This is a genomic window from Hominimerdicola alba (assembly GCF_900109655.1).
Lineage (GTDB): Bacteria > Bacillota > Clostridia > Oscillospirales > Ruminococcaceae > Hominimerdicola > Hominimerdicola alba_B.
The window spans coordinates 67567-86085 of the sequence record NZ_FOAT01000008.1 but is presented as its reverse complement, the minus strand read 5'-3'; the positions used below and the strand labels follow the sequence as shown (position 1 = coordinate 86085).

At 44.3% G+C, this 18519-nt stretch carries 16 protein-coding genes; 10 read left to right on the top strand and 6 right to left on the bottom strand.

Features of this window, described 5'->3' with window-relative positions; genetic code table 11:
• Nucleotides 1-42 precede the first annotated feature (42 nt).
• The 5 genes from BMY75_RS10250 to BMY75_RS10230 all read right to left on the bottom strand — a co-directional run bounded on the left by BMY75_RS10250 (nucleotide 43) and on the right by BMY75_RS10230 (nucleotide 3294).
• A complete protein-coding gene (locus tag BMY75_RS10250; RefSeq protein WP_074833463.1) occupies nucleotides 43-747 on the bottom strand; it encodes a prolipoprotein diacylglyceryl transferase family protein in 705 nt (234 codons plus the stop codon).
• Between the two features lie 3 nt (nucleotides 748-750).
• Entirely contained in the window at nucleotides 751-1314 is a 564-nt protein-coding gene (locus tag BMY75_RS10245) for a hypothetical protein (RefSeq protein WP_074833461.1), read from the bottom strand.
• Between the two features lie 18 nt (nucleotides 1315-1332).
• Complete coding sequence (locus tag BMY75_RS10240; protein ID WP_074833458.1) at nucleotides 1333-1884, bottom strand: hypothetical protein; 552 nt, start codon at nucleotides 1882-1884, stop codon at nucleotides 1333-1335.
• Nucleotides 1885-2187: 303 nt separating this feature from the next.
• On the bottom strand, nucleotides 2188-2877 hold the full coding sequence (locus BMY75_RS10235; RefSeq protein WP_074833455.1) for a DUF3592 domain-containing protein: 690 nt from the start codon (nucleotides 2875-2877) through the stop codon (nucleotides 2188-2190).
• Nucleotides 2878-2967: 90 nt separating this feature from the next.
• Nucleotides 2968-3294: a hypothetical protein gene (locus BMY75_RS10230; RefSeq protein ID WP_139199786.1), complete on the bottom strand. Its 327-nt coding sequence runs from the start codon at nucleotides 3292-3294 to the stop codon at nucleotides 2968-2970.
• Between the two features lie 221 nt (nucleotides 3295-3515).
• Between BMY75_RS10230 and BMY75_RS10225 the strand changes: the two genes are divergently transcribed.
• The 6 genes from BMY75_RS10225 to BMY75_RS10200 all read left to right on the top strand — a co-directional run bounded on the left by BMY75_RS10225 (nucleotide 3516) and on the right by BMY75_RS10200 (nucleotide 11243).
• Entirely contained in the window at nucleotides 3516-4298 is a 783-nt protein-coding gene (locus BMY75_RS10225) for a hypothetical protein (protein ID WP_139199784.1), read from the top strand.
• A 25-nt stretch (nucleotides 4299-4323) separates the two neighbouring features.
• Nucleotides 4324-6045 (top strand): VWA domain-containing protein, encoded by a 1722-nt coding sequence (locus tag BMY75_RS10220; RefSeq protein ID WP_074833446.1) that lies wholly within the window; start codon nucleotides 4324-4326, stop codon nucleotides 6043-6045.
• Nucleotides 6046-6059: 14 nt separating this feature from the next.
• The gene (locus BMY75_RS10215; RefSeq protein ID WP_074833443.1) at nucleotides 6060-6686 is read left to right on the top strand and encodes a hypothetical protein; all 627 of its coding nucleotides are present in this window, start codon (nucleotides 6060-6062) and stop codon (nucleotides 6684-6686) included.
• Between the two features lie 291 nt (nucleotides 6687-6977).
• A complete protein-coding gene (locus BMY75_RS10210) occupies nucleotides 6978-8228 on the top strand; it encodes a CAP domain-containing protein (protein WP_074833441.1) in 1251 nt (416 codons plus the stop codon).
• A 65-nt stretch (nucleotides 8229-8293) separates the two neighbouring features.
• On the top strand, nucleotides 8294-10063 hold the full coding sequence (locus tag BMY75_RS10205) for a glycoside hydrolase (protein ID WP_074833439.1): 1770 nt from the start codon (nucleotides 8294-8296) through the stop codon (nucleotides 10061-10063).
• 199 nt (nucleotides 10064-10262) lie between these two features.
• A complete protein-coding gene (locus tag BMY75_RS10200) occupies nucleotides 10263-11243 on the top strand; it encodes a leucine-rich repeat protein (RefSeq protein WP_074833437.1) in 981 nt (326 codons plus the stop codon).
• 155 nt (nucleotides 11244-11398) lie between these two features.
• On the opposite strand, the gene pelA is transcribed toward BMY75_RS10200, so the two are convergent.
• The gene (gene pelA / locus BMY75_RS10195) at nucleotides 11399-14779 is read right to left on the bottom strand and encodes a pectate lyase (RefSeq protein WP_074833435.1); all 3381 of its coding nucleotides are present in this window, start codon (nucleotides 14777-14779) and stop codon (nucleotides 11399-11401) included.
• A gap of 300 nt (nucleotides 14780-15079) precedes the next feature.
• Here pelA and BMY75_RS10190 point away from each other — a divergent pair, with 300 nt between their 5' ends.
• The 4 genes from BMY75_RS10190 (at nucleotide 15080) to BMY75_RS10175 (ending at nucleotide 18518) form a co-directional block, all read left to right on the top strand.
• Nucleotides 15080-15763: a response regulator transcription factor gene (locus tag BMY75_RS10190; RefSeq protein ID WP_074833432.1), complete on the top strand. Its 684-nt coding sequence runs from the start codon at nucleotides 15080-15082 to the stop codon at nucleotides 15761-15763.
• Nucleotides 15760-16650, top strand: coding sequence for a sensor histidine kinase (locus BMY75_RS10185; protein WP_074833429.1), 891 nt, complete (start codon nucleotides 15760-15762; stop codon nucleotides 16648-16650). The genes BMY75_RS10190 and BMY75_RS10185 overlap by 4 nt, the downstream gene beginning before the upstream one ends.
• A gap of 160 nt (nucleotides 16651-16810) precedes the next feature.
• On the top strand, nucleotides 16811-17773 hold the full coding sequence (locus BMY75_RS10180; RefSeq protein WP_074833427.1) for an ABC transporter ATP-binding protein: 963 nt from the start codon (nucleotides 16811-16813) through the stop codon (nucleotides 17771-17773).
• Nucleotides 17736-18518: a hypothetical protein gene (locus BMY75_RS10175; RefSeq protein ID WP_139199782.1), complete on the top strand. Its 783-nt coding sequence runs from the start codon at nucleotides 17736-17738 to the stop codon at nucleotides 18516-18518. Before BMY75_RS10180 ends, BMY75_RS10175 begins: the two co-directional genes overlap by 38 nt.
• Nucleotide 18519: the final 1 nt, after the last annotated feature.

Sequence of the window (18519 nt, the reverse complement as noted above, 5' to 3'; positions counted from 1 at the left end):
ATAGATATCTAGTCTTAGCTCTTTTAGTTTTATGGATCATTTTTAGGCATTAGCTTTTTTCATTTTCAAAATGAGCCATACAATGCCGATAAAGGCAAGTATTATGCAGAATATCTGTGTCAGCGAAAGGATAATGCCCTCATGTGATGCGCGGAGAAAATCCAGCGCGCATTTAGCTGATGCTGAGGTTATGAATATCACCTGTACAGCATATCGTTTCTTTTTGGTATAAAGTATTACGCCGATCAGAAATATTATTAGGAACGTGAGTGTCTCAGATGCCTGAACAGGAAAAGCAGGACATTCATGCGCATTTCTTCCCGAATACTCCACAGCAAAAATGCCGTCATAATCAAAGCCGTGACAGCACCCGGCAAGAAAACAGCCTATCTTGGAAACGCTGTACATCAGCGGAAGCATGACGGTTGCAGTCTCTGCCATGACAGGCAGATCGTTCCGTGACGGAGAGATAAGTCCCATTGTGATAACAGCTGCGTATACTCCTACTAATCCGCCGACTGATGAAAGCCCGTAGCTCTTGCCGCCGCTGGTGATGTATGTCAGCATAACAGCGCAGAACAAACTCATCACAGGCAGCAGAAGAAGCATATACAAGGCGATACGTTTTTGTACGCCTTTTCGTTTATTCAGTATATACATTCCAACGGCGCCAACCAGAAATGACATGATTATCATCACACCGTAGGGCTGTATGTGTGAATGAGTTGTGTTTATATGGATATGCATAAATCAGAAACCATGACAGTCTTTCATGCAGGAAGCACACATTGCCATAAGAAGAATTATTCCTATCAAACCTAGAATAAATAATGCTATGTAAACGATCATAAGCACTTTGCCGAAGGTGTTTTTCGGATATTTTACGCGTACATAGATCATCAGTATTAAAGCGGCTAAACCTGAAAAACCACTGATGGATGTAATATTTTCGTATCCATTCCTGCTTATCGCAACAATCAAAGGATTAACACAGAACATCAGCAACAGGGATATTATGCACATAGTGTTGGCTTTCTTTTTATCCTCGGGTGTTTCTACATCAAAAGTTATGTTAGGTGTCATTCCGAAAGATGTCCCTTGCGCAGGCAGATCAACTACGGACATATTTTGCATGGAATTCAGATATGCTGATTCCTGTGGTGAAAGCTGTTTATACCATCTGCCGTCCTGGGCAGTGTAAAACCCCAGCTGCTGAAGTGACTGCACCTGTACACCACCTGGCGCAGCGAGAAATACACCTTTCTGATCCCATATACATTCACAACCGCAGATACCATAATAATTTACTATCATAAATACACCTCTTAATTTTTAGCAACCCTTAAAACAACTCGTGCACTCGTTACAGCAAGAAATAAGAATTAAAACAATTGTAATACATATCACTACGTCTAATATTAATAGCACACCAACTTCTTTGGAGGATCGCTTTTTGGGATATCGGATATTAACATAGATCATAAGTATCTCTCCGACTATAAAAGATGATCCGGCGATGGGGAGAGATTTTTTTTCAAACAGCAGTAAACTCGCAAAACCTACACCGAAGACCAGTAACAGGGCGATGAGTCTAAGAATGAAGCCTTTCTTTTTATCTTCGGATGACATCTCTTTTGCGCAGGAAGAAGCTTGTTTGTTAGATGAACTATCAGCAGGAAAGTCAACTACATCCATATTTCTCATAGAATGAAAAAATAGGGCTTCATCGGGTGAAAGTTCTTTATACCATCTGCCGTCCTCGGCTTTATAAAACCCAAGCTGCTGAACAGCCTGTATTTTTACTCCTAGTGGTGCAGCAATAAGTGTTTTGTCTTCATTCAATATATATTCACAGCTGTGTATGCCGTAATAATTGACTTTCATAAATACGCCTCATAATTTCAGTGATAAAGTATAAAGCAAGTAATTTGTCTTGTTCATTAATTATAACACATTTCTCAGCAAAAGTAAAGATATCGTGAAACAAAATTCTCATATGCCGTGTCTGTAACGTGACCGCCAGTACGGTGTCCTGACTTATATGAAATTGCATCATGATTTTTAAAAACTGTATATTTTACTATACTGTTTTGAATCAATGACCACGCAGTTCACCGCAAAAGATACTGTTTGAGGGAAGGCACAAAAAAGGCACACCTGTCGTTGTGACAGATGTGCTTTATAAAATTATTTGATCATTGCCATAAAAATGGGTACTGCCATGAATACTAAACTGAAGATCAGCATGAAAATCAGTTTAGGGATACTTTTGCGGTAGATGGTAAGAGGGTCGTTCGGGTCTACCATTATCTCGCGCTGTTCACCCACGCGAGGAACATCAACGTTGCTTGAACTGCTTTCATGATGCTCGTAGTAATTTCCATCAAAATAGTATCTCCATACGGGGCTGTAGGTTGTTGATGAAGATCCGTCGGAATCTCTGCTATGCGAAACATGAAGATCATGACATACAGCCATAACGGGCTGAGTGCAGATCTTTTTCTTTGAAATTTCGCTGAACAGGGAAGTCCAGAATATCATGCTGCCCGAGATGAAAAAGATCATTCCGAAGCCTATGGGAGCATTGTTATTTGCAAAATGCGAGACTGCAAGATATACAGCAACACACAGTATCGCAGTTACAGGCAATGCGCGGATAAATGGCTTATAATCAGGTCTTGAAGTTCCTTTTCGCACATTGTTTGATATATACATTGGGTCACCAGATGAGCGGTACAGATCATTCGGGGCATTGTCATAGCTGTTCATCAGACTGTTATTGCCGTATTCGGGCATATTGTTATAGGTATCATGAGCGCTGTATGTACCGTATGTATCATCATACATGTTTGTATTTTTCTTATCTAGATCAAGCATAGCGTTTACCTCCTTTGTTTTTTACAGTTACGGATTATTTTATTTGATTATAATATAATATTTTGCCTGTAAAGTCACTCAGCGGCACTATTATTCATCTGGGATGTCAATACTGTAGTCTTCGCCCTCATAGCTGTCAAGGTACAAACGGATTTCATTCTCCGATATCCACTCTACGTTCCAGTATACCGTTTCGGAAAAACCTGAACCGCTGTATTCAAAGATACATTCATCATTGTAAAATACATCGGGGCGGCTGACATGATCGACTTTGACTGTAACTGTTTTTTCTCCCGATGGTGATTCGCTTTTGAATTCCTTATCGTATTTTACATCGTTACAGCCTGCAAGGAATATCATCAACGCTGCGGTAAAAACTACTGTTGAATACTTGATGATCCTGTTAGAAAATATCATTTTGATCCCTTTTCCTGTTTTATCATACTTATATGTGCTTATCGTTTGCTTATTAACGAATATTATATCATATTCAAGGTCAAAAAGCAACCCTCGAATCCGAAAACAGCGCATTTTTCTCCTTTCACTTTTACGCGGTAAGATCTGTATTGACATTGTTTGTTAAAAATGGTATAATATATAAGATTATAATGCATTAACACAGAAAAGCGGTGAAATATTTGAAACCAAAACATATAATAGTAAGCATAGTTTATCTGCTCTCGCTTATATTGCTGGCTGCCCCCGGGGCTATTGGGATATTTGAGCGGGGAGGCGCCATGAAAGTGCTGGGCATTGTGCTTATGCTGGCGCTGACTGGTGCTTACGGAATGTATATCTATTCGCTGACACAAAGCTCACAGCCTGCAGGACCGGGACTTCCCGCACAGCAGACTCCTTACGAGAAGTACCGTGACCTTGCGGAGTGGTTCAGGCTTTATGAGTTCTATGGCCTAAAGAATATGAGCGGTGACCCTAAGATAGCTATGCTGATAAATTCAGACCTCGGAAGTGTTGATAAGAGTGCTTTCAGCTATCACAACCCATTCAGGCAGACAGAACTGGGCACACGCATTCAGGAGAGTATTCAGGGCATAACCACTAAGTATGACCAGACACTGCGTATGCTTTCGGATTCTTTCAATCCTGCGGATATCACTTATCAGAACTATGTCTCGGTGCTGGATGACGTACTGAAAGTTTCAGCTTCAAATGCAAGGGCGATAAAGAAAAGGGTGTGCGTATTCGATTACCGTCAGTGGTCACAGGACGAAAATGACAATATGTGCAGACAGTACATCGACGAAGTTAGCACTAGGGCTGAAAGGCTTGAGGAGATAAACACCAAATTCGACTGCCTTATACATGAACTGGTGTGCCTTGATGAGATATCCGAAGCACCTCTTGCAGATATGCAGAAGCTGATAGATACGACCTCGGATTACAGAAGTCTTGAGGAATGAACTATATGAAAGGTTGAGTGCAAGAATGACAAAAAAGATGAAACCGGCTGTGCTGGGCGCTGTTGTAGTTGTTATAGGTATCATTATAGTTATAATAGCCGCAGTGTCATCAAACGGCTCTAAAAAATCAAAGGAAAAGGACACTGACAAGAACGGAAATAAGATCCTTAGTGCTGAAGATATCGACAAGAATCTGAAAAACAGCGCAGAGAAAGTAACTGTTACAAGGAACTACGCGCCCAAAGGCACGGTTTCTTTTGATGATACTTTTGCTGCTGAGGAACTTCCCGATATCGACAATACCTACCCCGTAGGCGTTGAGCCTTACGGAAAGGATATCGTGGTGGAGATATTCTCTTCCCCCGAAAAGGCAGGCACTGGCACTGACGGCTGGATGACTGAAATGGCTGAGGAATTCAATTCCTCGAACGCAGAGGTAAACGGCAAAAGCGTTGGCATAAGACTGCGCTCCATATCCTCGGGTACACAGATAGACTATATAGCGGCAGGCGTTTACACCCCCGATGCTATATCGCCATCGGCTAATATCTGGTGCAATATACTGAGTGATAAAGGCATAAAAACACAGACCATCACAGACAGGACTGTAGGAAATGCGGCAGGCATACTCATTGACCCTACCACTTATTCCTCACTTGAATCCGAGTACGGCACTGTGGATATCAAGGCTATAGTTGATGCTACCGCAAAGGGCACTATAACTACAGGCTATACTAACCCATTTGTATCCACAACAGGACTGAACTTCCTGGCGGCTATGCTGAACAGCTTTGACGAAAACGACCCACTGAGTGCAGATGCGGTAAAGGGATTCCAGTCATTCCAGGATAACGTTCCCTTTGTTGCATATAATACACTGCAAATGAGAACAGCTGCTGAAAGCGGAACTTTCGACTGTATGATGATGGAATATCAGTCCTACACTCAGGATGTGACCCTCACAAACAACTATAAGTTTATACCATTCGGCATGAGACACGATAATCCTCTTGTTGCTGTTGGTGATGTCAGCAGTGATAAGCTTTCTGCTCTTCAGGAGTTCGCTGAGTTCTGCGCATCTGACAGCGCAAAGAAAAAAGCTACAGAATACGGCTTCAACGGTCTTGAAGACTACAAGGGCGGACTTGATAATATAAGCGGAAGCAACTGGATGCAGATACAGAAGCTCTGGAAAAAGAACAAGAACACAGGCAAGCCCATAGCGGCAGTGTTCGTTCTCGACTGCTCCGGCTCAATGTCAGGCGAGCCTATAAACTCCCTTAAAATGTCACTGAGCAACAGTATAAAGTATATTAACTCTACCAACTATATCGGCGTGGTATCCTATTCAAACGGCGTGAATGTTGAGCTGGAGATCGGTCAGTTCGATATAAATCAGCAGGCTTACTTCATGGGTGCTGTTGATTCTCTTACTGCATCTGGCAATACAGCTACTTATTCCGCACTTTCAGAGGCTGTGATAATGCTGAGAGATTTCATGACGCAGAACCCGAATGTATCGCCAATGGTATTCCTGCTCAGCGACGGTCAGTCTAATGTCGGCGCAGGTATAAAAGATATCAATGACGCTGTTACGGCTTCACAGATACCGATATACACCATTGGCTACAACGCTGATCTCGACGAGCTGAAAGCTATATCCGAGATGAACGAAGCAGCTACCATAAACGCTGATACAGACGATGTCATCTATCAGCTGAAAAACCTGTTCAATGCTAATCTGTAAGCGGGAGAAACAGTATGTACGATGAAAAAATGGCGGCGGCTGTGGACACGGCGCAGAAACGTCTTATGGATATGGCAAGCGGAAGCTCCGTGCTTATGAGCGTCACCAATGACCTTGCTGAACTCAGCATGCTGATAGAAAAGCTTGACCCATCGAAGATAGATTTCGACAAGGGCGGGCTTGAACGTCTGAAAATAAACAGCTACTGGAACAGGTTCGATGAAGCTTACCCCGCCTTTCAGGCAGTGATGGAAAGGCTTTCCCGCGACAGGAAGATACTGCACAACAGCAGTGTTACGGTAAACGGCTTTCACAGTGAATTCAATGAGGCATACGACAGTTTTCGCGCAGTCCCAGAGGAAGACCGAGACGAGGAATACGTAAGGCAGGCGGCAGTCACCGAAAACATGGCTATGCTGATGAAGAGCACTCTCGAAGAGCATGAAGCGGTCTGTGAGCGCGTTGACACAGTGCTGATGGTAACCGAAACATCACTGAATATAGCCGTTTATCTCGCAAAGCAGAAGTTCGGCAGAAGCATAGCAACGGCAGGCAATGTACGCGCAGTAGGGGAGATCTCTTCGGGTAATTTCAAGAAGCAGTTCGCTATGCTGAAAAGTATCCTATCGGATAATAAATGATATCTCCCACTATGCTGATCTTCAGGTGAACATATTTCCCAGGTAAATTAACAAGCAGCAGTATTTTCACAGAGATACTGCTGTTCAGGGGGATTTTTTACGTTAAATTGTGCACACTGAACAGTTATAAACTCAATTTGAACAAAAAATAGTACATCAAAAATGATTACTTCACTTTTTATTCACTAAGTATATCATGAAAATTTAATCTCTTGTGTTATAATAATCAATGTGTTACTGCATGAGTAATATTAGCTTTTTTATAAATATTCTATTAAAGTGAGGTAGGAAATGGTAAGAAGCAGTTTGAAGCTTTGGATAGGGATAGCTGTTATTGTGGTAGTGGTCTTTTCAGGACTGCTTATCAAATACTCGCTCAGAAGAGATCCCCTCTCCATCGAACGTTCCGGAAAGAGCCTTTCTGAGAAAGGTGACGGCATGCCTGAAAATGATGGTCTTACTACTGACGCTGCTGATGTGGTACTGAGTACTGATTCCGATTATCTGACTACTATCGACAGCGTGGAAAGCCAGCCTGAGGAAGAAGCCCCCGTGGTCACACAGTCTACCGAGAAGGTCGATAACCGCCGCAAGACTGAGACTACAACCACTAAGTCGACTAAAGATGTCAAGGAAGAAAAGCTGAAGAAGGCAAAGAAAGAACTTGAAGCAGCTTCAGAAAAATTTGATAAAGCTGGTGAAAAGCTCGACCAGTGCAATCAGGCTCTTGAAGATGCAAAGAGCAGAAGAGATCAGCTTCAGGGTGAATACGACAATGCAAAGTCCAAGTACGAAGAGAGCAAGCGTAATTACGATGAGAGCCAGAAAGAAAACTTCAACAAGGGTATGCTGGGCTTCTTTGAGAGTATAGGCGACCACAAAGGTATTGAAACGCTGAACGATTCCGATCTTGTAGCTCTTGCAAATATGGGCGACTCTGCCGATGCAACATCGCTGGAATGCATGAAGAGAAGCATAGATTATCTTAATTTCATCAACCAGATCAGAAAAGCCGAGGGCAAGCCTGAGGTCAAGGTAAGCTGTAAGCTTATGGCTCTTGCGGCGCTGAACAACGATTTGTATGCGGCAGATAACAGCAATTCTAACCCTACAGATCTTGATGAAGATCTTGCTATTGGTTTTGATGATCCGTTCACTATATGGTATTATGATGAAAAGGACGATGAAGGAGGTAATTATCTCAGCCTTGTGAATGAAGAGCATATCGCTGCGGGCTTTGCTTACAGTCACAAGAATGGCAATGTTCATAACGTGCTTTTCTGTGACAAGGGCTATGATGCAGGACGTATGATGCCTGTCAGTGAGTTTGCTGAGAAATTCAACGCCTATTATGAAACTGCTATCAAGGGCAAGAGCTACTCAGGTGCCGAGGAAGCTATGAAGCATGCCGAGAGTGCGCTCAATTCTGCTAAACAGGCAGTTACCGATAAAGAAAAGGCTGCACAGTCAGCATCCTCCGCTTACGGTTCAGCCAAAACTGTTTTCGAGCAGAAGCAGAATGCTGTTGATGAGCTTGAATAATGTATCTTAAAATTTTACTGCCTTGTCCTTTTGCGGATGAGGCAGTTTTTTAGGAAGTGATATTTATGAAATTCAGAAAACGTATATTAAGTATGGCCGCTGTTTGTGTGATGTTGTTTGATGTGATGAGTATTCCTGCTTCGGCTGATGAAATTGAAACTAAAACAGTATCATCTGCTAACAGGCTTTGTGTGTTCTCGGGATGGGGCACGGGTTTTTCAAAGTGGGCTGTTGAAGCAGGAAAATCGAAGGCTGTATCTGATAAAGCAGCCGAAATGCTCTTTGGCGAAAAGGGGCTCAAAATGAATATGGTCAGATATGAGGTAAGCGGCGGTGACGATCCCGCACACTCTCACTTCCTAGATTCTGATAAGATGCCCCCATCATGGATTAAGACTGTAACCGACAATAACGGCAAAATCGACCATGTCCTTGATCTTTCAAAGGATAAGAACAGGATAGCACTTCTGAAAAAGTGTATCACCAGTGCTGGCGGAAAGCTGTCGGTGGAACTTTGTCCGACTTCGCCGCCGTACTATATGACAGTCAGCGGCTGTACGGCGGGGGCTGTGTATTCAGGAAATGACAATCTGCGAGCGGATTGCCGTAATGCTTACGGAAAATATATTGCATCAGCTGTTAATGCCATGGCTGGCCAGGGGGTAAGCGTGACAAGTATCGCGCCTATGAATGAGCCTTCTTCACTGCACTGGAAAGCCGGAGACACCAGACGTGAGGGATTTCATGTCTCTCAGGGAGAACCGCAGTCCAAGCTATTGATAGCTGTAAGTAATGCCCTGAACAGTGCGGGACTATCAAAAGTATCGATCTCTGCATCCGATGAAACTGATATCGATACTGCAGCAGCTTCTCTTGGAGCGCTTTCAAGTCAGGCTGCAGGAACTGTCAGCAAGGTGAATATACATTCTTCTGAGCATGAAAATGCAGATTTTACTGCCTTGGCTCAGAAATACGCTGGCATTCGAATAACAGACGCTGACGGTTGTTACACAGCCGGTGAAAATGCAGGAGAGATGTCCGCAGCGCTGGGTATAAGCAAGAGAATAATTTCTGATCTTCAGAACAGCAGGGCTTCGGCGTGGCTGATGTGGCAGGCTGTTTGTGACGGCAGACCTGACCTTGATGCCGGCTATCTCGGTCTGCTGTATCGTGATAATATGACGGGAAGCCTTGATGCTACGCAGAAGTATTATGCTTTCGGTCAGTTCAGCAGATATATCGGCGCCGCATCGACTCTCATTAAAGTCGATGAGGATACGATAGCAGCATATGAAAGATCAAACAACAGGCTGACTATTGTTGCGGTCAACGACTGCAGCTGTGTAAAGGAAGTAAAGTATTATCTCGATGGATTCGGTCTTCTTAAAGGAAGCAGTGTGACAGAGATACGCACTTCGGGAAGCCTTTATGACGGCGAGCAGTGGTCCGTTACAGATAATGCGGCAGTAGTCACAAGCACGGGATTTTCTGCCGACCTTGCGCCGAATTCGGTCACAACCTATGTAATTGACGGTGCGGTGCTCCATGTAACCGGAACTCTGGGCGATGTTAACGGCGATGGTCATATAAATGTTACTGACCGTACCCTAACGGCGGCTCATGTTAAATTTGCAAGATTTCTGCCGGACGATGCTCAACTTCTTGCTGATGTTAACTGTGACGGTTTGATAAATATCACCGATATTACTCGTATGGCAGCCCATATCAAGGGTAAGCGTTTTATCAAAGATGTACGCAGGTATAATGAAGATGACTTTATTACTGATGCAGAGAACGATGTGATTTCGGATTATGATATAGCATCTGATGGATAATTTGGATGAAATTGCCCGAAAAAGCTTAGCTTTTCGGGCTTTCTTCTGTATTTATAGCAATTGACATCAAGGGACGATTAGGGTATAATATACTAAATGCCATGGCAAAAGCTGTCAATATACCTGTTTTAAGGCTTTGGTGGTGCTATGGTATTTAAGCGTAAAACAAAACCGTATTGAAAAAACGATCGGAGGAAATATGTTGAATAAAAAGGTTGCAGCCTGTCTTGCGGCTGCTGTTTTCGTGTTCGGCGGCAGCGGGATACTGCCTGTCAGGGATAGCATATACAGTGTATCGGCTTCGGCTGAAACTTACGGCGATTTTTACTATGAAGCTGTCGGTGGTGGCGTTGCGATAACTGCTTATGGCGGCAATGGCGGAAAAGTATCGATACCCTCGAAGATAAGCGGCAAAAAGGTTGTAGCAATTGCGGATAACGCATTTTTCCAGTGCGACTCTGTAACGTCGGTAACTATACCAGATACTGTTGTGACTATCGGAGAGAGCGCTTTTATGGAGTGTGATTCCATGACTGCAGTAACAATACCCGATTCGGTGAGGACAATTGGGGTATGTGCTTTCAGCGGCTGTACAAGCCTTAAATCTATAAAGCTGCCGAAGAATCTTCAGACTGTTGCAGAATCTGCTTTTTCGGACTGCACTGCGCTGAAAACTGTAACTATACAAGATTCTGCAGTGACATTCAAGTATGAGGCTTTTATGGGTTGTACTTCTTTGAAGACGGTAACTATTCCTAAGAATGTTGTCAAGATAGAAGAAGCGGCTTTCGGTTTCAGCCTTGATGACAACGATACCGCTTCTTACACGAAGATAAGCGGATTCAAGATAAAGTGTTATATGAATTCTCAGGCGTATATCTATGCCGTCGAGAAACGTTTTGCTTATGAGATCCTTGACCCGGAAACACCCGATATTATCTTTGATGATGAAGATGAGGATATCAATGAGGATGAACTTATGCCCGGAGATGTAAATGGAGATGGTTCTGTTAATAATTCGGATATTATATTGACAGCAGCTAATGTTAAGGGTGTAAGAATGCTGAATGAAAAGCGAAGGGCTCGTGCAGATGTCAATGGTGACGGCAAGGTCAATATCACCGATGTTATTTTGATAGCAGCCCACGTCAAGGGCAAAAAGATGCTGAAAAAGCGCTGATCGATTTTTCTGTATATAAGTTTAAGTCCCGCGGTACTGTTCCGCGGGACTTTTTGGTCTATTCTTTTCCGGCAATAAATAAGCTCAGCGAACCATTTTAGGTTCGCTGAGCTTTGATCTTCAGGGGAGGAGATAGTCCCTTGATTATTAGTAAATTACTGTACTGTAACGTACACTGCGTTCTTAATAGCCGCATTTACATTCCAGTCTCCGTTTACCTTTGCGGCAATTGCTACCTTGTAGCTCATGCCGGGTGTCAGGTTCTTGGGAGTGGTGTAGTAAGTAGTGGTCGAGGGGAGAGACGAAGTCTGAACTCTCCACTTCCCTGCGAGGTAAACTGCGATGCCGTAGTTTGTTGCACCGCTGACAGGCTTCCACGAGAATCTTATCTGGTGGTACTGCTGGTTGTAGAGAACGCTGATATTGGTGACTGTGTTAGCGTTGCTGCCGGTCTGCTGTGTATTCTGTCTGGGTACAGCCATAACGATGTAGTTGATGGAGTAGCCCTCGCCGCCGTTTGTGCCGAGAGTTACCTTTGTACCGGAATTTACATCCTTCTTGTAGAGCGCGAGCTCAACATCGTTTGAAGAGTACAGCGATGTGCCCACAGGAGTCCATGAACTCAGCCAGCTGAGCTGATTGTTTACTCTGGTATCAACTGCGACGTAGAGGGTGATATCTGCGCCGGCTGTGAATGATGCCAAATCGGATGTGTACATCTTGGAATCGCATGCAGTGCGGATAGTTTCAGCATTTACGAGATAGCTGGGAACATTCGATACTGTGAAATCACGGTCGCCGAAGAGCTGGAAGCCGTTGCTCATATCATTTCTGATAGACCAGTCTGAAGCATTTTCAGTATCGTTTACTACCAGATTCTTGAAATATTTGCCACTCATAGGCTCGGGAGCATTTTCGGTAACAAGTACGATGTAGTTTACACAGCTTGTTGAACCGCCGTTTGTGCCGAGAGTGATCTGGCTGCCCTTAGAGTAGGTTTTCTTGAATACCTCCATTGTCAGGCTGTTAGAGGTGTAGATAGAATCGCCTGTCTTAGTCCAGCTTGAAAGCCATGAGGGCAGACCGCTGCTTGTGACACGGCTGTCAACTGCTGTATAAACAGTTATATTTGAACCTGCAGTGAATGTGCCGAGGTCAGATGTTACAGTCTTGGAATCGCAGGCAGTTTTGATAGCTTCTGCGCCAATAAGATAAGAGGGTACGCTTGTTGCTGTGAAATCACGGTCGCCGAAGAGCTGAGAGCCATAGCCGAAATTGTAACCAATTGCCCAGTCTGCACCGTTTTCGGTATCGTTGACTGTCAGGCTCTTTACAAGTGTGCCGTTTATCGGGTCGATGGTAACGGGGGTATAAGAACCAGAATAGTTGTAGTAGTAGGGAACCCAGCCGCTCAGGTAAGTATTTACATCAAGTCCGCTTGCGGAGTACCTTACAGTACCCGAAACACGTCCCGAGGTGTTTACTGCCTGACCGTTTACTGTGGTGTTGTATTCCTTGAATCTTGCGTTGCCGGGCTGGTTGCCGCTCATGCTTGTCCAGCCTGCGGAGGTTATCATGCTTTCGGATGAAAGCTTTGTATTAACGAATGCAACGTCTGCATCGGCACCCCAAGGTCTGCCGAAATAGCCCGAGCCTACCTTCATGCCGCTTGTGCCGTATACGTTACAGCCTGAGAACAGATATTTGCCGTCGCTCTTTGCTGCGGTGATGTAGCCGCCCACAGCTTTGTCGGTATAGCCAGTCCATACGAGGTCGCAGTTCTGGAATATACACGTGCCCTGACCGTAGATATAGTCGGTGTTGCCCTCGATGCGGCAGTCGCGGTAGTATTCGTGAGAGCCTCTTGTGAACAGGGTATCCTGGCTTCCGAGGAAATTACACTTGTAGAATTCGCTGTAATCGCCCTCGACAGCGATAGCGGCCGCACGCTCGGTAGCGGTCTTGCTCTTTACATCCGCACCCTTATAACGCTGGAATGTGATGGACTCGCTGCCCGAAACCTCAACGCCGTCTGCAAGCTCCTCATCGGTAACATAGCGGTTGAAGGAGTTCTCAAATGTGATATACTCAGCGCGGAAATTTGATGCCTTGGTACCCAGTGCAACAGCACTGCCCCAGCGTGTAGGCTCGCCCTTGGATGACTTCGACCATGCATTGCTGGCGTTGTAATATCCGTCGCTGCCCATGCTGTAATACTTATAGCCGATGCCGTAGTACCAGGTGATCTTAACTTCCTTGGATGGTTCATCGTTTATGAAGCTGATGTAAGGTGTGTTTACACGCACCTGCTCACGGTATGTGCCGGGAGCGATATGTATGCTTACACGGGTCTGCTCCGAAGACGGATTCTTAGCTGCTGCAGCGTTTACAGCCGCCTGAATGGTGCTGTAGTTGTTGGATTTGTTGCTGTAGCCTACATAGAAATGAGTTCCCTGTGTCTGGGTCGAACTCGAAGGCTCAGGCAGAGTGCCAAGCTTGATGTTGTTTGCGCACCATGTGCCGTACCATGAATAACCTGTTCTGCGCTCAAGGCTTATCTGTGTAACGTCGGTATAAGCCTTGCCGTCGCGGTCGGCGAACATCGGCTTACTGTACTGGAGATCGTAGAATCTAGCCCATATAGTCGAGCCGCTGGAGTATGTTACAACCTTGTCAGTTTTATCGGAGTTCCAGCCCCATGCTCTGTTCTCGATCTTTACTGCATCGAACCACTTTACAGCGGCATTGATGCTACGGATAACGTCTGCGGATTTTTTTGAATCGGGAAGCGAACGCAGGAAATCAACTATGCCCGCACTCTCGGAAGTACATACCGATGGCAGCTCATATGCTCTTGCAGCAGCGGGAGCAAGTGTATATTCATCGTGCTGCTGACCCCATGCAGTCAGTGTGCCGTTGACCTTTATCTGTGTTTTAAGGATACAGCTTATACCCTTATTTACAGCACTTTCAGCCTTGCTCTGATAGCTGCTGTCAACCCATGAGAAAGCTCCCGACTTCTGGGAAACTTCAAGCATGATCTTCAGCACCTGTACCATTGCACTGTCGTTGTAGGTAATGTGTGCGTGGTATGTACCTGCATCATTGAATACCTGAGGCCAGCCGCCGTTGGAATACTGACCGTTTATCAGCAGGTCAAGACCTTTCAGGCAGGCAGTTTTGTACTTTGTGGTACCTGTTGCGTTGTATACGCTTGCAAGGAAACGTATCTGTCCCCATGTGGCGTTGTTATCGATTGTAGACTTGTTCCACGAGCCTGTGGTAGCGGTCTTCATATCTTTTCTCCAGCCGCCGTCGGAGAGCTGATATGCGATCATTTCATCTGCAAGGGAAGTAGCTTCGTAGCTCTTCCACCATGAAGAATCCTTTTTGGAGTAGGCGCTCCAGCTGAAATCATTGTCACCTGCATAAGCAATTATACTGCTCTGGCTCTGCAGGAAAAGAGGTGCTGATGTTGACATCACCATTCCTGCGGCAAGCAGCAAGCAGGCTGCTTGTTTTGAAGTTCTATTCATTTCTGGTTCCTCCTTTGAAAAACATTAAAATATTTTTGTTGTTTCAAATTTTCGTTTTAAATATTAACTAAAAACATTATACCATTGTTAAATACATTTGTCAAGGGATTTTATAGACATAAACGTAGAAATTTTTATGATGTGGTCAGTTTCTTATTCTTTTCAAAAAATAGATATTAGGATAAGCAAGTGTCTGCTTGAACTATATCGTTTTCGGTGAATCGACGGATATCGGGGTTGACTTTTATGAGGATATTGTGATATAATTTTTTTGCTACAGATAAAAGGGAGGGCGGTATTATGAAGATCAGGATAGCAGTTGTTGAGGATGACCGCGAGATAAGCAGTATATTAAAGGAACTTCTTGAAAGCAGCGGTTATGAATGTGTTCAGGCTTTTGACGGCGATGAAGCATCGAAACTGCTGGCACGGGAGAGCTTCGATATGGTGCTGATGGATCTTATGCTGCCCTACAAAAACGGTGAAAGGCTCATAGCTGAACTCAGGGAAAATGGAGAAACTCCCGTTATCGTCATATCTGCAAAGTCCATGATGGAGACAAAGCTTGAAGTGCTCAGGCTTGGGGCAGATGATTATATAATCAAGCCCTTTGACCTTGACGAAGTGCTTGTAAGGATAGAAGTTGTGCTTAGAAGAAGCGGAGCATTTTCGGCAAAGCCTGTGCTTGAAGCAGGGGAGCTTTCGCTGAACACCGAGGAGAACCGTCTGACAGTAGGCGGAAAGCAGGTACAGCTTACGGCAAAGGAACTCATGCTGCTGAAACTTTTTCTTGAACACCCGCAAAAGGTCTACACAAAGGCGGAGCTTTATGAAACGGTCTGGAACGAGCAGTATTTCTACGAGGACAACACCATAAATGTTCATGTGAGCAATCTGCGTTCAAAGCTGAAAAAAGCATCGGGCAAGGATCATATCGAAACGGTCTGGGGAATAGGCTACAGGCTCAAAGGGAAACCGCAATGATCGCCGCGACTGTTATACTCGGGGTCATCTGTGCGGCTCTGCTGATATATCTTTTGCTCATGAAGCATCAGCTGCGTGTAATGCGTCGTGAGCTTGAACGAACTGCCGAGTTCGACTATGACCGTCAGCTTTTGATATCTCTTTTTGACAGTGACATGAATGATCTTGCGGGAGAGATAAACAAAAGCATAGAACATCAGAAAAAGCTGAAACTTGAAACTGAGCAGGCAGAGATTTCACTTCGGCAGTCGGTATCGGATATCGCCCATGACCTGCGCACGCCTCTTGCGGTGATGAAAGGTGATCTTCAGCTTATACTGCGTGACAACGCCCTCAGTGAAAATTGCCGCGGATATGCGGAGATCTGTCTTGAAAAGACGGAACGACTTAAAGAGATGTGTGATGAATTTTTTGAGCTTGCAGTGCTTGAAAGCGAGAGCGGTATAGTCGATGTTGAGAAAATAAACCTCACGAATCTTCTTATGAGTTTCATCGCGGAGAATGAGGGCATGATAAGGCTTTCCGGGCTTGAACCCGAGATATCTTTGCCGCCCAAGACGGTATTTGTCCTTGGTGACACTCAGCTTGTGGGGCGTATGCTGGGCAATCTGCTGGGAAATGTGCTTAAATATTCCCGTGAGTATTTCACTCTGACACTCACAGAGGATGGTTGCCTGACCATATCAAATCCCGTCAGCGGGAATATTCCCGAACCCGATCGCCTTTTTGAACGCACCTATCGCGCAGACCGTGCAAGGGGCGGAAAAGGTGCAGGTCTGGGACTATATATAGTCAAGCTTCTGGCTCAGAAACAGGGTGCTGAGGTCAGTGCTGATGTCAGTGATGATATGCTTTCGGTGATGATAAAGTTTTCTCAGGGAGAATAGCGTTATAAATCTATAAAATGTTTAAGACACTTCTGCTTTGCGGGGTGTCTTTTTGTTTGTGAATAATCTGTAAACATTAAATATACTTAAGAAATTCTTTAAGGTATTGTTTTAGAATTATAATCAAGGAAAGATCATGCAAACGAAAGGAGTATGTACTATGAGTGATATAATCATCAAAGCAACTGACCTTACAAAGCAGTACATGAAAAACACTGTGGTCAAAGGCGCAGATATTTCCATAAGAAAGGGAATGATCTGCGGGCTTGTTGGACCTAACGGCGCAGGCAAGACGACTATAATGAAAATGCTGGGAGGTCTTGTCATTCCTACGGCAGGTGAGATAGAACTTTTCGGAGAGAAGAGCGAAAAAGGTCTGGCACATTCCCGCAGCAGAATGAGTTTTATGATCGAAACTCCCTACGCAAAGCAGAACATGACAGCCAGGCAGAACCTTGAAAAGCTAAGGCTACAGAAAGGTCTGCCCAACAGTGACAGAGTTGATGAAGTGCTGAAATTGGTAGGGCTTGCGGACACCGGCAAGAAATCGGTGAAGAATTTTTCCCTTGGCATGAAGCAGAGACTTGGCATAGCTGGGGCTATGCTTACAAAGCCCGAACTTATGGTTCTCGATGAACCTGTCAACGGTCTTGACCCCGAGGGTATAGTGGAGATACGCGAGCTTCTTCTGAAACTCAACCGTGAGGAGCATATAACCATAGTCATATCTTCACATCTTCTATCCGAACTTTCACTTCTCTGTACCGATTATATTTTTATCCGCAAGGGCGAGATAGTTGAGACCATATCCGCTGAAGATCTCAATCATAAATGTCATGAGTTCTATCACATAGCTACGGATAACAACTCGGCTCTTCCCGCTATGCTTGAAAACAAGCTGGGTATACACGATTTCCGCGTGCGCAGGGACGGTTCGGTGGAACTATACGAGCGTATAGACGAGATTAGGCTGATATCTAAGACCTTATTTGAAAACGGCATAATACCCACAGAGATACATATGCACGACGCTAACCTTGAAGAATTCTACATGAAACTGGTAGGTGAAGAAAATGATAAATGTGATGAAAGCACAGAAGTATCAGGTACTGAGAAGCACTAGCACTTATGCCATATTTATATTGTCAGTGATGTTTATGGCAACGATCCTGTTTTCTGAAATTTCAGATGAGGAAATATCAAAGGTAACAGGAAGTTTATTTGCAAGCTATATAGGTGAGATAAACTCTGTGGTGATACCTGTTATAATAATGATATACACGGCTATGATATGCGGCGGTGATCTATCCGATAAGACTGTAAATTACGAGATGCTTTCGGGGATAAAGCGCAGAGATGTTTTCTTTGGCAGATTCTTTGTGGTGCTGACAGTGAATATTCTTGTATATATAGTTATCACAGCCTTGCCTATGCTGACATTCTCCTGTTTAAACGGGTGGGGACACACTATGGCTGTCAAAGAAGTTTTAATAAGATATATTGCGGGTCTTCTTCCCCTTATACGCTTCACTTCCTTTTACACTTTTCTTACATTTCTTATGCATAACAGAGCGGTAGTTATCAGTGTGGGATATATACTGTCAATGGTATCGATGCTGGCAACTATTATGATAAATGAGCTTTTTGATACTAAGATCGCGATGTATCTGTTTTCGATCGATACTTTTGATAAACTGCTGAATCCAAAAAATATGGGCTATGGCTTTTTTAACGGTGAAGATGTTTTAGTTGTCAAGGATATTATCGAAAAAGAAACACTATGTCACGCGGCGGCAGCGGGCATTATCGGCACAGCTGTTTTCCTGATCTTAGGTCTGACTGTGATGCGCAAACGCGACATGAATTGAG

What these genes read in the sequence shown, in the direction of transcription:
- BMY75_RS10250 (WP_074833463.1), bottom strand. Translation starts at nt 747, where the DNA reads ATGCATATCCATATAAACACAACTCATTCACACATACAGCCCTACGGT.
- BMY75_RS10245 (WP_074833461.1), bottom strand. Translation starts at nt 1,314, where the DNA reads ATGATAGTAAATTATTATGGTATCTGCGGTTGTGAATGTATATGGGAT.
- BMY75_RS10240 (WP_074833458.1), bottom strand. Translation starts at nt 1,884, where the DNA reads ATGAAAGTCAATTATTACGGCATACACAGCTGTGAATATATATTGAAT.
- BMY75_RS10235 (WP_074833455.1), bottom strand. Translation starts at nt 2,877, where the DNA reads ATGCTTGATCTAGATAAGAAAAATACAAACATGTATGATGATACATAC.
- BMY75_RS10230 (WP_139199786.1), bottom strand. Translation starts at nt 3,294, where the DNA reads ATGATATTTTCTAACAGGATCATCAAGTATTCAACAGTAGTTTTTACC.
- BMY75_RS10220 (WP_074833446.1), top strand. Translation starts at nt 4,324, where the DNA reads ATGACAAAAAAGATGAAACCGGCTGTGCTGGGCGCTGTTGTAGTTGTT.
- BMY75_RS10215 (WP_074833443.1), top strand. Translation starts at nt 6,060, where the DNA reads ATGTACGATGAAAAAATGGCGGCGGCTGTGGACACGGCGCAGAAACGT.
- BMY75_RS10210 (WP_074833441.1), top strand. Translation starts at nt 6,978, where the DNA reads ATGGTAAGAAGCAGTTTGAAGCTTTGGATAGGGATAGCTGTTATTGTG.
- BMY75_RS10205 (WP_074833439.1), top strand. Translation starts at nt 8,294, where the DNA reads ATGAAATTCAGAAAACGTATATTAAGTATGGCCGCTGTTTGTGTGATG.
- BMY75_RS10200 (WP_074833437.1), top strand. Translation starts at nt 10,263, where the DNA reads ATGTTGAATAAAAAGGTTGCAGCCTGTCTTGCGGCTGCTGTTTTCGTG.
- pelA (WP_074833435.1), bottom strand. Translation starts at nt 14,779, where the DNA reads ATGAATAGAACTTCAAAACAAGCAGCCTGCTTGCTGCTTGCCGCAGGA.
- BMY75_RS10190 (WP_074833432.1), top strand. Translation starts at nt 15,080, where the DNA reads ATGAAGATCAGGATAGCAGTTGTTGAGGATGACCGCGAGATAAGCAGT.
- BMY75_RS10185 (WP_074833429.1), top strand. Translation starts at nt 15,760, where the DNA reads ATGATCGCCGCGACTGTTATACTCGGGGTCATCTGTGCGGCTCTGCTG.
- BMY75_RS10180 (WP_074833427.1), top strand. Translation starts at nt 16,811, where the DNA reads ATGAGTGATATAATCATCAAAGCAACTGACCTTACAAAGCAGTACATG.
- BMY75_RS10175 (WP_139199782.1), top strand. Translation starts at nt 17,736, where the DNA reads ATGAAAGCACAGAAGTATCAGGTACTGAGAAGCACTAGCACTTATGCC.